General features: G+C 39.3%; 11 protein-coding genes. 10 read left to right on the forward strand and 1 reads right to left on the reverse strand.

What is annotated here, in order from left to right; genetic code table 11:
* Window positions 1-54 precede the first annotated feature (54 nt).
* Entirely contained in the window at window positions 55-1,134 is a 1,080-nt protein-coding gene (locus B2W36_RS10735; protein ID WP_293887711.1) for an SGNH/GDSL hydrolase family protein, read from the forward strand.
* A 176-nt stretch (window positions 1,135-1,310) separates the two neighbouring features.
* On the opposite strand, the gene B2W36_RS10740 is transcribed toward B2W36_RS10735, so the two are convergent.
* Window positions 1,311-2,069, reverse strand: coding sequence for a type 1 glutamine amidotransferase domain-containing protein (locus B2W36_RS10740; protein WP_293887712.1), 759 nt, complete (start codon window positions 2,067-2,069; stop codon window positions 1,311-1,313).
* A gap of 218 nt (window positions 2,070-2,287) precedes the next feature.
* On the opposite strand from B2W36_RS10740, the gene B2W36_RS10745 reads away from it, so the two are divergent.
* From B2W36_RS10745 to B2W36_RS10785, 9 genes are all read left to right on the forward strand, one after another.
* On the forward strand, window positions 2,288-2,734 hold the full coding sequence (locus tag B2W36_RS10745; RefSeq protein ID WP_293887713.1) for a nuclear transport factor 2 family protein: 447 nt from the start codon (window positions 2,288-2,290) through the stop codon (window positions 2,732-2,734).
* 440 nt (window positions 2,735-3,174) lie between these two features.
* Window positions 3,175-3,747, forward strand: coding sequence for an RNA polymerase sigma factor (locus tag B2W36_RS10750; RefSeq protein WP_293887714.1), 573 nt, complete (start codon window positions 3,175-3,177; stop codon window positions 3,745-3,747).
* 61 nt (window positions 3,748-3,808) lie between these two features.
* Window positions 3,809-4,867: a FecR family protein gene (locus tag B2W36_RS10755; protein ID WP_293887715.1), complete on the forward strand. Its 1,059-nt coding sequence runs from the start codon at window positions 3,809-3,811 to the stop codon at window positions 4,865-4,867.
* A gap of 10 nt (window positions 4,868-4,877) precedes the next feature.
* Window positions 4,878-8,201 (forward strand): SusC/RagA family TonB-linked outer membrane protein, encoded by a 3,324-nt coding sequence (locus B2W36_RS10760; RefSeq protein WP_293887716.1) that lies wholly within the window; start codon window positions 4,878-4,880, stop codon window positions 8,199-8,201.
* Between the two features lie 12 nt (window positions 8,202-8,213).
* Window positions 8,214-9,668 carry a RagB/SusD family nutrient uptake outer membrane protein gene (locus B2W36_RS10765; protein ID WP_293887717.1) on the forward strand — a complete coding sequence of 485 codons (1,455 nt, stop codon included), beginning with the start codon at window positions 8,214-8,216 and terminating at the stop codon, window positions 9,666-9,668.
* Between the two features lie 2 nt (window positions 9,669-9,670).
* Entirely contained in the window at window positions 9,671-10,126 is a 456-nt protein-coding gene (locus tag B2W36_RS10770; RefSeq protein ID WP_293887718.1) for a hypothetical protein, read from the forward strand.
* A 5-nt stretch (window positions 10,127-10,131) separates the two neighbouring features.
* On the forward strand, window positions 10,132-12,939 hold the full coding sequence (locus B2W36_RS10775; protein WP_293887719.1) for a M16 family metallopeptidase: 2,808 nt from the start codon (window positions 10,132-10,134) through the stop codon (window positions 12,937-12,939).
* Between the two features lie 84 nt (window positions 12,940-13,023).
* Window positions 13,024-14,796, forward strand: coding sequence for a hypothetical protein (locus B2W36_RS10780; protein ID WP_293887720.1), 1,773 nt, complete (start codon window positions 13,024-13,026; stop codon window positions 14,794-14,796).
* 68 nt (window positions 14,797-14,864) lie between these two features.
* Window positions 14,865-16,346, forward strand: coding sequence for a calcineurin-like phosphoesterase C-terminal domain-containing protein (locus tag B2W36_RS10785; protein WP_293887721.1), 1,482 nt, complete (start codon window positions 14,865-14,867; stop codon window positions 16,344-16,346).
* Window positions 16,347-16,420: the final 74 nt, after the last annotated feature.

Below are 16,420 nucleotides of genomic sequence, written 5' to 3' on the forward strand. Positions count from 1 at the left end.
GGAGATGGCCACTAGCAAATTATAATGATTTACGTTGCTATCAATTGAAACACCATGAAAAAAAAGACCAGTATCCTATTCTTCCTCTCTCTTGTTTGTGGCTCAGTAACTTTATACGCCCAACAGGCTATTTCGTTTGCCAAGTTTGAGTTGCAGGGCAGGCCTTTTGAAAATGTGCCCAAATTTCATCGGATCGATACGGCGAAGTACAGCGGACTTCCTGCTGCGGTAAAGAAATTGTATACCCATGCTGCGGGAATATTTATTACTTTTAAGAGCAATACCAGTAAATTATCTTTACGTTGGAAGACGGCTGATGCGGCGTTAGGCAATAATTCTACTCCGATTATGTCACGGGGTTTTGATGTATATGTAAAAGAGGCCAGCGGATGGCGCTTTGCAGGGGTAGCTCGTCCCGATCTTACCAACGCGGAAAGTAAAGCTACGCTGGTTGAAGATATGGCGAAAACAGAGAAAGAATTTCTTGTTTACTTTCCCTTGTATAAAGAACTAGTGGATTTCGACCTGATTATTGATGACAAAGCCACCTTTGTGGGTACTAGACAGTCGTTTGCTAAAAAGGTCGTGGTCTATGGTTCCAGCATTGTTCATGGTGCTTCCGCGAGCCGTCCGGGCTTAGCCTATCCAGCGCAATTAGGGCGGCAGTTGAATGCTAACGTGATTAATATGGGTGTGAGCGGCAATGCTCGGATGGAGCCGGCTGTGGCCGATATGCTGTGTGACATTGATGCTATGGATCTGCTCATCATGGATTGTGTGCCAAATAGTAGCCCTGATGAAGTCCGTGAACGAACGTTCAATTTTGTGGAGCGGGTTCGCCGATCCCATCCCCAAGTTCCCATATTGCTTATAGAAAGCATTACACGTCAAGTCGGCAACTATAATCTAAAATGGAATGCGCGCTTGAGCGAGCAGAACAGGAATTTTAAGCTGGAGTATGAGCGATTGCTGAAGGCAGGTTATAAGAATTTGTATTATATACCCACGGATCATTTAATAGGCGATGATTCGGAAGGAACAGTGGATGGCACCCACCCAACAGATGTAGGATTTGAAAGGATGCTTAAAATAATCGGGCCTAAAGTAAAGTCTATCCTAGCAAATGGTCTATAAATCTATCCCTACCCTTCACCGTCAACCCATCAAGAGCCGCTTCGAGAGATGTGACTTTTTACGTCAAAAGGGCCTGATTCTCATCAGGCCCTTTCTGTTAGCGTTTAATTGTACAGTAATTATTGGACAGACCCTATGGTTTTCAAAAGCCAATGTTGTTATCTTGGGGGGATGCCTTACTCTCCTAATGCTTTGACGATAGCCATACCAACAGCCTTGGCTGATTGTGGATTTTGGCCAGTAATCAATCTGCCGTCAATGGTAACATGGGACTGCCAAGGTTCGGATTTTTCATAAATCCCACCTATTGCCTTTAGCCTATCCTCTAGTAAAAAGGGAACGACATTGCTAAGCTTGACAAGCTCTTCTTCTTCGTTGCTAAAGCCATTAACTTTTTTCCCTTTTATCAAATATTCGCCGGTGCTCAGTTTGATGTTGGTTAAGCCTGCAGGTCCATGACATACAGCTGCAATAAGCCCATTTGCCTCGTATATCTTGCTGGCAATCTTTGCGATTGATGAATCGAAAGGAAGATCCCACATCGCACCATGTCCTCCGGCATAAAAGATAGCTTTATATTCTTCAGGTTTTACCTGAGAAGGTTTGAGTGAATGGGTGATTTTATTGTGGTAGTATTTATCCTCCCAGAATTTTTTGTTAACGGGATCATTTAGGTCAAATCCATCCACAGGTGGATTTCCGCCCTGTGGGCTAACAAAATCAATCTCATATCCAGCCGCTGTTAAAACCTCCCATGGATGCGAAACTTCGCCGAGATAATAACCTGTTTTTTCGCCTGTATTGCCTTTTGTATCGTGACTAGTCACTACGAATAGAATTTTTGGTTTTTGGTTTGTTGCATAGCTATGCGTTACTATTAGGATTAATAAAGCCGAAAATATTCCTATTTGCCTAAAGAGTCGTTTTGTTTTCATATCGATTTGATTTTCTTCTTGTTGGAACAAATTTCTTGATTTTGTATAGTAATTTACCGTGACTTACATCACAAAATTAAAATTCACCTCCCCATTCCCGCCATTCACCGAGTTTTCCCGATCGTTGGTCTAAAGCCCGTAGGCTGGGGGCCTATTGTATTGTAGTTTTGAGTCAACAAATAAGAACAACAGAACTAACACAATAAAATAAAGACATTATGAAAGCATTAGTAAAAACATTCGCAGCAGCAGCCCTAATCGCAGTATCAACATTTGCTATGGCAGCTGAAGGACCTGGAGCAAAAGCAACAAAAGTAAACGTTAACCTTTCCACAGCAGACTTCGCTTTAGAGCACTATGTAGCGGTAACTACGGAGGGAGAATCAGCAGGAGTAGAACAGTTATTTGCAGCTGATTTTAATCAAAAGATCCAATCTACAAATGCGCAGTCTAACAGCCGTAGTGAAGTGGTTAAACTATTGAAAAAGCAAAAAGGCGAGAAGCTGAATTGTGCAGTAAGTACTGATATCATCGAGGAATCGGCAGACTATATGTTCGCTAAAGTGACTCTAAAATTTGAGAACTTCACCAAAACAGATTTAGTTACCTTGGAGCGTGTGGGCAATGACTGGAAAGTATCCAAATCGATCAATTCGTATAAGTAGTATCCAATAACTGGTGGTTTGCCAATAATAAAAGACAAACCACTAGTGAATCATATGTTTAAGTTTAGTTTAAAGGCCAGGTCATGAAATCTGGCTTTTTACGTCAAAAGGGCCTGATTCTCATCAGACCCTTTCTCTTAGCGTTTACTTGTACAGTAATTTTTATGTTTCCTATCGTTTCCTCTATTTTGTTTCGTCATCCAATGTTTTTATGGACTATTGGATTTTCACTGTACGACGCGAATTTTTATGTTGAACCTTTCCTTCGAAAGGTAGCTTGTAGCCGTTTTGTATCGTAAGAACAATACTCCATTTGAAATAGTTTTATAAGATTGACCTTTTTTGTCTTGCTAACTATCTTGTTTTCTTTTAATTATTGTTGTAGTTTTGGTGCCTCACATCGAACTGTTTTGCCGTAATGAGATAAAACGAGGCGAAAAATGAAAAACAACTATAGTTCACTCGAAAATTTAACTTTGCAAAAGTTAATACGGGCTGGAGACCAAGAAGCATTTAGGATAATCTATGAAAGGTACTGGGACAAAATATTTGTGATTTGTAATAACCGGTTGCCACAAAAGGATATTGCGGAAGATCTTTTACAGGATATTTTCATTTCACTTTGGAATAACCCCAAACTCGAAGAGATTCAAAATCTTGAAGCTTATTTATTTCAGGCAGCCAAGTTTTCTATCATCAAATATGTAAATAGATCTTCAAGAGTGGATTTTGTTGATCCCAATTCCTATGGATTATTGGATCGTGTGGAAGAATTGGAATTGGACGAAGTATTAGACATTAAAGAACTTCAGCAACTTATTTTCCAAGAGGTAGAACGCCTACCAGAGAAAGCAAAGATTATCTTTAATTATTCCCGTATAGATAATTTGGACAGTAGAGAAATTGCCGAAAAACTAAATATCTCACATCGAACTGTTGAAAATCAAATCAGCAAAAGCCTCAAACATTTAAGGATTTTTATAAATAATTTGAAAACGTTATTATTTTTTTAATTTTCGGTGTGCGTTACTCAGCACTTGTGGTACTTCTATATAGACCACAATTGTTAATCGTATGAAGACGCAACAAGAAATTAAAGAAATCATTTCCCGTATCAACCAGGGAAAAGCCTCTGAGGAAGATATTATACAATTTCATCTTTGGTACAATAGTTTTGACGATAGTGAAACAATACTCGATAGTAATCTCTCGGCTGTCGAATTTAAAGATAAAAACTGGGCAGAGATTAACCGACGTATTGCCCCTTACAAAATATCGAGGTTGAAATGGGTATGGCGAGTTGCCGCTGCACTACTTTTTCTCTCTGCTGCTGCAGTGTGGATCTGGTCAATTCAGCAAAAGGGAAATAATGATGAAGTTTTTAGATCAGCGGCATGGATTACAGACAGTTCAGGCCAAACCGAAGAAATTAGTAGCAGTTTGCATGATTTTTTAGATTCGACAGGATATGTAGATCTCAAAGAACACCATAATTTAAGAACCTTGGCAACAGCAGCAGGGGAGTTTACCAAAGTTATTCTCCCAGATGGCACTAAAGTTTCACTGAACGTCGGATCGAAGATCGTCTTGTCTCCAGATTACGCCAAGGCGGCACAAAGGACAATTTCATTGGAAGGAGAGGCGTATTTTGAGGTCGTATCAATACCTGGACGCAGCTTTGTCGTAAAAACAGTAGATCAGCAGATCAAAGTTCTCGGTACAAAATTTAATGTCAGAGCTTATCCTAATTTTAATAAAACAATTACCACACTACACGAGGGGAAAATTGAGCTAAGCAATCGAAACCAAAATGTCATATTGCAACCCAATAATATAGCCGTAAACAAAGATGGAGTTTTGTCTCTTCAACGGATGGAGAAGCTAGAGAAAGAGGCATGGCGCAAACTAGATTTTGAATTTGATAATGAATCTATTAAGGCTGTACTTCATCAACTTAGCCAGTGGTATGGTTTTGAGCTATCTTATCAGTCCGCTGTTCCTAACCAGCATATCTCTGGTAAAATAGTAAATGGCACAAAAACCTCAGATGTGCTTGAGATTATGAAAAACTTAACGAACGGGAATTTTCAGATGAAAGGCAAGGTCCTCTATGTAAATTTCGGAAATAATTAACCTTAATACAATGAATGAAAAATTCTTTAAACGAAGCCCGGCTTTTTTAAATCCGGAATTGCTTTCGGTTAAACTAACCACCTTAATGACAATTGGGCTATTGTCTTGTAGCATACAGCAAAGTTTCGCACAGCGAATTCATATCGATACAACCAAAAAGCCACTTAAAACAGTATTAAAGCAGATAGAAGAGCAGTCAGGTTATTCTTTTGTTTATGACACAGGTATTGTAGAAAACGCTGCTATGATTCAGATTTCACTTGATGAAGATGGGATACAAGCTGCATTGTCGAAATTAGCAAGAGCGCTTAATGTTGACTATAAGATTGTTAATAAAACTATTACATTAACTCGAATGAAAGAAAACGAGGGAACAATCTTGTTGAAAGGACGTGTGTCCATCGATGATCAGGATGGTAAATCTCCTTCATATCAAGCTGGTGTAAGTGTCGCCATCAAAGGAAGTAATAAAGTTACCAGTACTAACAATGCCGGCGAATTTAGTTTAGAAGTTCCTATGGAGGCGACTATTGTGGTCAGTTACATCGGTTATAAATCCAGAGAAATTCCCGCTAAAGATATTGGAAAAAACTTAGTGATCGTGCTCCAAAAAAGTATGGATTATTTGGATGAGGTCATTGTAACAGCATATGGTACCAAAGAAGCGAGAGAGAACCAAACAGGATCGGCTTTTACGATTACAAGAAAGGACCTGGATAATAGGCCTGCGCTCCGATTAGATGCGTTACTGGAAGGTGTCGTGCCCGGGGTTGAATTTAATTCACAAGATGGTGGAACAAATAGTTCTGCAAGATCACGCTATAGCACTAGAATACGTGGCGAAGCATCTACCGTTGGCGGTATAACATCAAATGAGCCCTTATGGGTTGTAGATGGTGTTCCACTTTACACTGGCGGAACAACCAATGCAATTCCTGGTATGCAAAATTCGATCAGTCCCTTGACATATATAAATCCGAATGATATCGAAAGTGTCACCGTACTTAAGGATGCCAGTGCAACGACAATTTATGGTGCAAATGGATCCAATGGTGTTATCTTGATAACAACCAAACGAGGAAAAGGAGCCCCTAAACTCTCTTATTCATTTCGTACGGGGATAAATAGAAGACCATCAAGTCATCTCAACCAACTGAATGGGCATCAATATTTAAATCTGGTCAAAGACATGGGCATGGTCGATCAGTTGGGGAAAATCGATACCAGCCAGGATACGCGTTGGGCAGATGTATATAATCGTACTGGTTTTACTAATCTCCACAGCTTAGGACTGTCGGGTTCAACAGATGCTGTTCATTATTTCCTCTCAGCCAATATCTATGATGAAAAACAGACGATTATCGGTAATTCTACAAAACGCTATGATGTGCGTTCAAACGTAAGCGGGAATGTCGGCAAACGCTTGGTTTTGAACAGCACACTTGCTGCTTCTTATTCTAAAGATGATATGTTCAATCCGGGTAATGCTTATTTTCAGTACAGCCCATTGATTAGCCCATTTGGTCCAAATGGTGAGTATATTGAGCGCGATCCAAATGGCGGGCTTTTGCAGGGTATGCCGGGTTTGATCGATCAAAATGAACAGAAACAAGCAACCGCACATGTTTTGGGAACCTTAGGATTTACTTATCAACTATGGGATGGATTAGTCTTTACAAACCTCAATGGTGCAGATTTTACCAGCGCCAATGAAGATCAGTATCTTTCTATGTATAATTATACGGGTTCTTCCAGCAACGGTGAGGCCTACCGAGGACAATCACAGGTTTTAAACTTAATCAGTACAAATACCCTAGCATTTAAACGTACTATTTTTAAAGGTGACTTTGATGTTGTACTGGGAACCGAAGCACGAAAAGAAGAACGTAGATCTGTTTCTGCCACTGGAACTGATTTTCCAAATGATTATATTCGAGAAGTCGGCTTTGTATCCACTGATAATCGTGTTGGCACAACGAGTCGCGATAAACAAACGTTACTTTCCTATTTTGGGCGTGCCGGTTACGTATATGATAAACGTTATGCAATAAACTATACCTATCGAAAAGATGGCAGTTCCAATTTTGGAAAAGATGTAAAATGGGGAACCTTTAGTTCTGTGGGGGCGGCCTGGACCGTAAGCAATGAGGCTTTTTGGCCAAAAAATAAGATTGTTGATTTCTTGAAATTTAAGGCATCCTACGGTAATAATGGTAACTCTCGATTTAATTCAGCTTATGCCAGTGGTATTTACAAATACGATTCCAATTATAGCTACGGGGGTAGTTCTGGAACGACGATGTCGAGAGGTGTGAATGACGGACTGAAATGGGAAACAACAAAAATGCTCAATACAGGGATAGATTTTAGATTGTTTGGTCGGTTTAATGTAGCGGCCGAATACTACCGAAATGTCACCCATGATATGATTGATAATGCCTATGTGTCTATGGTAAGTGGATTTAGACGTACTTATCAAAACGTCGGAAAAATGCAAAATGCAGGTGTAGAGCTGAGTGTCAATGGAGCAATAATACAAAAGGAAAACTTTAATTGGAATGCAACGTTCATTTTATCTTCAAATAGAAACAAAGTGTTGCAGTTAAATGAAGATATTGACCGTGTTTCGGGCAATACGATCATGAGAAAAGGATATAATTCCCGCTCTTACTATCTTGTGCGTTGGGCAGGTGTGGATCCTTCTACAGGAGACCCGATGTGGTATGATTTGGACGGCAATGTGACTAAAGTATATAATACAGAAAACCGTGTACTTGTTGGAGATTCAACTCCGCAATATTATGGAGGACTAACGAATTATGTTAATTATAAAAACTGGAATTTTTCGATTTTCTTCAAGTATTCAAAAGGAGGGTATTATTTTGATCAGGCGAATAGAAATAATGGATTGGATGGGCTTAATATTTTGAGTGGCAATCAATCCATTGATATGCTGAATTCTTGGTATTTTCCGGGGCAACTGGCCACTTCTCCACGACTTTCGAATACAAGTACCTCATCTATTATGAACTCCACCCGCTTTTTATTGGACAAAACATACCTCGAGTTAGATAATATCAGTGTAGGATATACTTTTAATAGCGGTCTAATTAGCCGATTAAAATTAGATCACATTTCCGTTACGGCTATGGCAAGTAATATCGCGATGTGGACTCCATATTCATCGAAAAAAGGATCAATAAAAAATTATGAATCCTTAGCTAAACAGTTTGGCGTAACAAGTGGAAGCGTAGTTGACAATACCTATACAAATATGCTTTCAGAATCTAGTCGCGTGCTTAATTATTCATTGGGTATCAATATTGGTTTTTAATCAGAATTTAATATGAAATTATTTAAATATACAGTAATTGCATTATCATTGACGCTGGCAAGTTGCGGTAAATCATTTTTGGAGGTTGAACCCATAGGGCAACTCGGCAAAGAGCAACTATTTTCTGATCTGAATGGTATGCGGGATGCACTTGTCGGTAGTTATAACCTGACCTCGCGTTTTTTTCAGTCACAATATGGGATATATGGCGATTTACGTGGGGATGATGTACAGCGCATTACAAATGGTACCCAAAATTATATGTTAACGGACTATAACTATACTTTTGATGAAGAAGATGGAACTGGTGGGACTTTAGCCATATGGTCAACAGGCTATGAGGCCATTAATAATATCAATAATGTTATTAACTCTGCTGAAACGGTACGTAAGTCACTAAATGGCAGGTCTGACGATTTTAATAGCTATATGGGGCAGAGCCATGTTTTGCGCGGACTACTATTTTTTGCGTTGGCAAATGTTTATGCACAGCATTATACGTATACAGCAGATGGAAGTCATCCGGGAATTCCTATTCCTACAGTAACACCATTACCTAGTGACCGCGTGCCCAGGGCAAGTATGAAAGATACCTATGCGCAAATCATAGCTGATTTAGAACAAGGAATTACCTTTTTGGAAAATTCCACAGCAAAGACTAAGATATATGCTTCAGCAGATGCCGCACGGGCTCTTTTGTCCAGGATATATCTATACATGGGCCGTTATGAAGATGTGATTAAGTACTCATCGTCAATATTGACCGATGTAAAGTACAAATTGGTGAATGCCGAAGATTATAAAAATATGTTCATTTCGGATAGCCAACTTTCAGATTTTAACAGTATTAAATCTGAAGTAATCTGGCAGCTGAATCTGAATATTAGGTCTTCAAATTTTATGTCAAGCTTCTATTCGGATAGAGTTACTTTTTTAGCCTATCCTTCAGACCGTTTTTTTAATTTATTCACGAAAGATGATGTTCGGCAATCAATGTTTGAACTACAGTCAAGCCCGGAGAGATATATGTCTCTTAAGAATGGGAAGTATTCAACAACAAGTGATCTGAATTGGCCGGTCAACTTTAAAGTGATCCGGTCTGCCGAGCTCTATTTAAATAGGGCGGAAGCATATTTTCATACCCAACAATACAATTTAGCGATTGAAGACTTAAAAACCATTAGAGCGAGGGCACTAGGTAAAAATACTGCAGACATTGTTGTCGAATATAGTACTCCGAATGAATTGTTGGAATTAATAAAATTGGAAAGACGCAAGGAATTGGCTTTTGAAGGCCAACGTATCTACGATATCATGCGTTATAAAGAATCAATGGATCGTGGGGCTGGATGTAACTCGGCAAACTGTTTGGTAAAATATCCAAATGATTTGTTTATTCTTCCCATTCCCAAATCAGAATTAGATGCCAATAAATCCATTACTCCCAATCCCACTGTAAATAAATAAAAATGAAAAATATCCTATTTTTAATGAGTGTCATCTCCCTGCTATTTTTAGCTTGTAATAAAGAATTGGAAACTCCATATGATCATCCTTTTTTCTATATCCACCAAAATAACGTTTCGGAAATAACGGTGCAGGCAAACAGAAATGAGTCGGTTGACTATAAAGTTTATTTCAGTACAAAAACACAGTTTGAAGCCATAGAAGTGGATTATGAAGTGGTAGCGGGCGAAGGGCTTAAAGCTGGCGTAGATTTCGAAGTTGTTAATACTGGCTCGTCGCTTTTGTTTAAGCCAGGTGTCGTAGAAATGCCTATAAAAATACGCTGGATTAATCATCCAGTAGAAGAAGGTAAAGACAACACATTGACTATTCGTCTGCTCAGAAATGATAAGAATATTACGCTTGGGCTACCCGGCCCTGATCATAAACAATCTAGTCTGAAAATTACTAAAATATAGGACATATGGATATTCTGAAAAAGATAATAGGGATATTTAGTGTTCTTCTTGTATCATTCATACAGTTGAAAGCTCAGGACCTTAAACAGGATCCAAAACTGTTGCGCGGAAAATTAAAAAACGGTTTTCAGTATTTTATCTATCCTAATAATACGAATAATCAGCAGACTGCTATACAGCTTTTTGTCAATGCCGGCAGTCTACAGGAGGAGGACGATCAGTTGGGATTAGCGCATTTTGTAGAACACATGGCTTTTAATGGCAGCAAGCACTACCCCAAAAATGAAGTGATCACCTACTTGGAGTCTTTGGGCGTAAAATTTGGGGCTGATTTAAATGCACACACCTCCTATGATGAAACGGTTTATAAAATTACGATCAATAGCAAGTCGAAGGAAAACTTAGAGAAAGCTCTTGATATCGTTAGTGACTGGGCATTCAATCTTAGTTTCGATTCTTTGGAAATCGAAAAGGAGCGTGGCATCATCATAGAAGAATGGCGGACCAAGGAAGGTCTTTCTGCCCGCCTGAGCGATCAGACGCTGCCTTTGATTTTTTCTCATTCCCGTTACGGCATCCGTAAACCGATTGGTACGCTGGATATATTGCGTAATTTTCGTCGACCGACACTAGTAGATTTTTATCAAAAATGGTATAGGCCAAACTTAATGGGGTTGGCTGTCGTAACAAATCAAGATCCAAAAGCAGTTGAAAAGATGATCAAAAAGCTTTTTGGAAAAGCTAAAAACAGAAAACCCGAAGCAAAGCGCGTTTCATATAGCTTGGCAAATCATACCGATACACTTTTTAATATCTATACCGATAAAGAGGCCAGTAGTATTGATTTTAGTTATATTGGGATTTTGCCAGCCAGCAACGCTGTTAAGACCGAAGCCGATTTTTTTGAAAATTTAAAACGTACAGCAGTCAATGCACTCTTAAAGAGAAGATTTGATCGAATTGCCCAGTTAGACGACAGTTATAAAAGTGCTTCCATGTCGGTCTCCGATCTCTTATTGAACAATGGGCTTTCTGTTGGTGGAGCTACCTTGTACGAGGGGCAGATCAAATCTGGAATTTCTAAATATTTGAAAGAACGCGAACGTATTTTGCGCTACGGATTTACCTCTTCGGAACTGTCTGATTATAGAGAGCAATATAAAAGACAGCTTCAACGCGCGCCAGAGAACAAAGAACTAAATGCCAATATGATGTTGAGCCAATTAAAAGATGTCTTTTTTACTGGCCAAATATTAATGGATAAGGAAGCCCGTAATGGGCAGCTATTGCGTGACCTGGATCGACTGGATTCTTTAAACCTCCTGCATCATCTCCAAGGTTATTTTAAACCAGGAAATACAGCGGTGATGCTAACTGCTCCTGAACGGTTAATTGCCGATCTACCCAAAGAAAGTGTTTTGCGCCAGTTGTTCGCAGAGTCTGCTCAGGCAGATTTGAAGAAATGGATAGATCATATTGAAATTCCCCAGCAATTGCTGAGCGATCTACCTATATCCGGTAAAGTGATACAAAAGAAACTGATCAACGAGGTCGGTGTGACCGAATGGCAACTTTCCAATGGTGCCAGATTTTTTCTAAAGAAAAATGATAGTAGAAAAAATCATATTCAACTAACAGCCTTTAGAAAAGGCGGCTTTATTGCTGTGGACAGCTCCGATTATGTCAACACCGTGTATGCCAAAAATATAATTGGAGCCAGTGGTGCGGGGGCATTTACGCGCGCGGCATTAACAAAATTCTTAAATGGGAACTCAGCATCGGCCACATTTATGATAGCGCCAAATCGAGAAGGACTGTCAGCTTCAGCTAATCAAAAGGATATTAAGTCTATGTTTGAGCTGATCTACCTAAAATGGACTCAGCCTCGTGTCGATGAGAAAATTTTTGGAAGCATCAAAAAGCAAGGGTTAGATGCCGCCAGGAATAAAAAATTCAATGTGATGGAGGCCTATAACCAAGCAATCAACAAAGCTATAGGAGCGCACGATTTGGATGAAAATACACTTTCGGTGGAACGTATTGAAAAGGATCTACAGATTGATCGTATTGTACCAGTATTCAAAGAACGTTTCCATTCAGCTAAAGATTTTGATTTTGTGCTCGTCGGTGATTTTGATGTAGATAGTGTTCAAGCTTTTGTAGAAAAGTATATAGCAGCACTTCCCACAGGATATTACCGCAGTGAGCAGCGGATCCCTGCTTATAAACAGCGGAAAGATCAAGAAATTGTCCTATATGCTGGCCAGGCCGAAAAGGCCACGGTTAACTTGTTTTATCAGACCACTTCTACACATTATGATTATCCTGAGATATTAAAAAATGAACTTTTGGAAAATGTGCTCAAGGTCAAACTCCGAAAGAATCTGCGAGAAGAGCAGTCGGGTGTATATGGCGTAGGCGTCAGTGTCAGTGCAACTTCTGAACCGACCGATTTGATGCGCACACGTATTAATTTTACCTGCGAACCTTCAAGAGCAGAGTTTTTGATCGGACAAGTTCAGGTTGAGCTTGATAAAATCATAAAAGATCCGTCTTACTTTGTTGAAGAACTCAATAATGCTAAAGTGCAGATGCATCAGGTATACGACAAACAATTTGGAAAAGATACATTTTGGAGTGCAGAACTGCGCAACCATATTTATTATGGTTTTGGAAACTGGTCATTTTTTACCAGTTATAAGCAAATGCTTGATCAGATAAAAGCTGCAGACATTGCCGATTATGCTAAACAGAAGCTCAATAAAGCCTACAAAGTAAAGGCGGTATTATTACCGGAAAATTTAAAGAAATAATTCATACAGATGAAATGGTCAGCGACATATCAGACAAGTCTGAAAAAGATAAGACCTAAACTTCATCATCATAAAAATATAGGGATGAAAAAACACTATTGTTTAATATTGATCACAATGATCTTTAGTCTGTTTCTTCTCGGATGCAAACAGGATGCATTACTTGCAGATAATGTACAGTTGCAATCCTTTTCTTTTGACCCAGCAAGCAATCCGGGCCTTAAAGATGCAGTATATGGTACTATCGAAGGACAGCATATTTCGATTCGTGTGCCCAACTCTGTCGATATTACAAAAGCAGTACCTTCCTTTAAAGGTACGTCGGAGAAAATGGTTGCATACGTTGGAAAAGATATTCAGGAATCTGGGGTTACAGCCGTCGATCTTTCCAAAGCAACGGTCTACCGTTTTGTGACACCAAACGGAATGTCGGAATATAGCGTTTCGGCACAAAAGTCGGGATCTATTCTTTCCTTTGGTTTCTATGCAGCTGATAATCCAGAATATTTGTTTCGCGATTATCCCGCTACAATAAGCAAACTTGATATCAAAGTAGACCTACCTGTAGATGCCGATATCACCAAGTTGGTTGCCCGATATACTGTCAATGACGGCACAGTACTGAAGTCCAATGGTGCAGATTTCAAAAGCAAGGAAACCATTTTAGATTATTCCAATCCCCAAACCCTGACATTGCAGGATTTGGAAAGCGGGACATCTGAAAACTTTGTTGTTCAGGTAGGCAGGCTGACAGCACCTGTGTGGACAGCGATGCAGCTTCCCGACTTTTTACAAATCAACAATGTTGCGGAGGCAGGACTTGAAATAAATCCAATAAATAATCAGCCGTATGTATCCGTTCAATTTTCCGGCAGTACAGATGATTTACGAAAGGGGCTTATTACCGCGTTCAATAGTGAAAGCAAACAATGGGAGACTTTAGGGAATGAATCTGGCTTTACGCCAACAAGAGCCGATTACATTTCGTTAGATTTTTCGAAACAAGGAATTCCATATGTTGCATTTAGAGATTATACGGCAGGAACTAATGCACAATATGCATCATTAATGAAGTATGAGAACAATACCTGGTCATTTGTAGGCGAGCAGCAGGGATCTTTCAACAGGGTGAATTATTTAACGTTAAAGTTGGATGAAAATAATGTGCCTTATCTAGGATATGTGTTCTCACGTGCGTCTTCTCCTTACCCTAGCCGTGGTACATATGTTGAATCGTTACGTAATGGAAAGTGGACGGGGCAGTCCTTTGCACAGTCAACTACAGGCTGGTTTTCAAAAATGTTTAAAGGACGGGATAATAAATTGTATTATGTCGTCATGGATTTAACAAGCGGTACAGCAAGCCGTAAACCTTCTGTATATCGATTAGAAAATGGTGCATGGAATTTGGTCGGGAATGTTAATGTCGGACCTGCAGAGTCAAATTCCGGAGGTATCAATATTGATCTTGACGTAAAAGAAGACGGTCAAATTTATATGGTTTACCAGTCCAATTCACCGGCTTTTAAAACATTTGTTATGCATTGGAATGGGAGCAGTTGGAAACAGTTGGGTGACGGTATCAGCCAAACGACCAGTAGCTCCGCAAACCGCGACAATGTGGCGATCCGTATACACCCCGATGGTCGAATTTTCTTGGCATACGGAGACGCAATCAATGGAATAAAGGTCTGCACCTACAATGAAGCTACAGGAAACTGGAATACTGCAGTGCAGGTTTCACCAGAAAATGGGAATAAATTTGTGATGCAGATAAGTGATCAAGGAATACCTTATTTGATCACCGTGATAAACAGCAAGGCTGCCCTTTTCAAATACGATATTCCAGGATTATAACATAGTTCAGGTCACGGTCGGATGTATAAAATTATCTGATCGTGATTTATTTATCAGCAATGAACAATATGATTAAAAAAATAAGCATTATCTGGATCTTGGGATTACTTTTTGTAATAAAGGTCACAGCCCAAGTAGCAGTAGCTAAGAAAGTCTGGATTGAAGGACATGCTTTTGAAGACAAAAATAACAATGGCCTTTTGGATAAAGGAGAGAAAAGGCTTTCTAAAATACGGGTATCAAATGGTATTGATGTGATAAGCACCGATAAAACCGGAGCATATAGCTTTGAAGCTAAGATTGGTCAATCCATTTTTTCTATCACTCCATCTGAATATGTATGGGCAAAGGAAAAGAAAATAGGAAATACACATGCATATTACCTTAATCCTAATCATACTATTCCCGATACTTTGGTGTTTGATATACCATTAAGAAAGAGGAAAAATATCCCTCTCGAATTCAATATTGCCGCCATTGGAGATGTGCAGGTGAGCGATCAGGAGGAATTGGGATTTGCGGCCAAAAGTATATTTTCCGAACTTATAGAAAGGAAGGATATTGATTTTAATCTTGTTCTGGGAGATTTAGTCAACAATAATATGGAGATTCTGCCTGAAGTGGGGAAAATGATCGATGCACTGCCGATGTCATCCTACACAATGGTCGGCAACCATGATCGGAACGTTGCCAATCCAGATTATATGAACGACCGTTTCAATGCAGTTTTTGGAGCTGATAATTATGCTTTCAATTATGGTAATGTACATTTTATCGTGTTAAACAATGTCTTTGCTACAGGCAAAAATTCTTATGAAGGAAGATTAACTGATGAGCAGTTGACATTTTTGAAAAATGATCTTTCCTATATTCCAAAAGATGCTTTAATAGTACTTAGTCAGCATATTCCTATGGCTTTTACACGAAATAGGACGGACGTACTTCAACTGTTGGCTGATTATAAAAATGTATTGATTTTGTCTGGACATACCCATCAAGTGGATCGTTATTTCTTTAAAAATAAAGCGGTACAGGAATTGGGTGCTGGTGCAACCTGTGGTAACTGGTGGCGTGGTGAGAAGGATGCCAAAGGAGTTCCGGATGCCAGGATGCTGTGCGGTAGCCCAAGGGGGTATTTTGTGATTAATATTAAAAACAATAGCTATTCGTTTCAGTTCAAAGCCGTAGATCAGGATGCTAAAAAACAAATGCATATTGCTGTTAGAGCGGGCGTATTGCTAGCAAATGTTTTTGGAGCGGCAGATAGTACGAATGTCATGGTACAGATAAATGATGGAGAATGGGTCCAGATGCGGAAAAGTAAAAGTGTAGATCCGTTTATATCCGATATCATCGAAAAAAATAATCAAAAGATCTATCCCACTTTAGGTAGCACGGCGAATCCTTTACGAAAGCGGGCCTCTGGTCATCTTTGGGAATTTCCGTTGCAAAACGTAAATGGTGATAGCATAAAAGTGATCCGGATTAAAGCGGAGGATAACTATGGCTTTTTAGTTCAAAATGAATTTACCGAGTTTTTTTCGCAGTAGTTATACAAATTATTCTTGCTATATGTCCATAGCTTATCTAAAAGGGTAGGCTTGACTGTAGAAGAATACTATAG

This window comes from Sphingobacterium sp. UBA3549, from assembly GCF_002376635.1.
In the GTDB taxonomy this organism is placed as follows: Bacteria; Bacteroidota; Bacteroidia; order Sphingobacteriales; family Sphingobacteriaceae; genus Sphingobacterium.

Excerpts from the sequence above, each read along its gene's own strand:
- B2W36_RS10735 (WP_293887711.1), top strand. The coding sequence starts at position 55 with ATGAAAAAAAAGACCAGTATCCTATTCTTCCTCTCTCTTGTTTGTGGC.
- B2W36_RS10740 (WP_293887712.1), bottom strand. The coding sequence starts at position 2,069 with ATGAAAACAAAACGACTCTTTAGGCAAATAGGAATATTTTCGGCTTTA.
- B2W36_RS10745 (WP_293887713.1), top strand. The coding sequence starts at position 2,288 with ATGAAAGCATTAGTAAAAACATTCGCAGCAGCAGCCCTAATCGCAGTA.
- B2W36_RS10750 (WP_293887714.1), top strand. The coding sequence starts at position 3,175 with ATGAAAAACAACTATAGTTCACTCGAAAATTTAACTTTGCAAAAGTTA.
- B2W36_RS10755 (WP_293887715.1), top strand. The coding sequence starts at position 3,809 with ATGAAGACGCAACAAGAAATTAAAGAAATCATTTCCCGTATCAACCAG.
- B2W36_RS10760 (WP_293887716.1), top strand. The coding sequence starts at position 4,878 with ATGAATGAAAAATTCTTTAAACGAAGCCCGGCTTTTTTAAATCCGGAA.
- B2W36_RS10765 (WP_293887717.1), top strand. The coding sequence starts at position 8,214 with ATGAAATTATTTAAATATACAGTAATTGCATTATCATTGACGCTGGCA.
- B2W36_RS10770 (WP_293887718.1), top strand. The coding sequence starts at position 9,671 with ATGAAAAATATCCTATTTTTAATGAGTGTCATCTCCCTGCTATTTTTA.
- B2W36_RS10775 (WP_293887719.1), top strand. The coding sequence starts at position 10,132 with ATGGATATTCTGAAAAAGATAATAGGGATATTTAGTGTTCTTCTTGTA.
- B2W36_RS10780 (WP_293887720.1), top strand. The coding sequence starts at position 13,024 with ATGAAAAAACACTATTGTTTAATATTGATCACAATGATCTTTAGTCTG.
- B2W36_RS10785 (WP_293887721.1), top strand. The coding sequence starts at position 14,865 with ATGATTAAAAAAATAAGCATTATCTGGATCTTGGGATTACTTTTTGTA.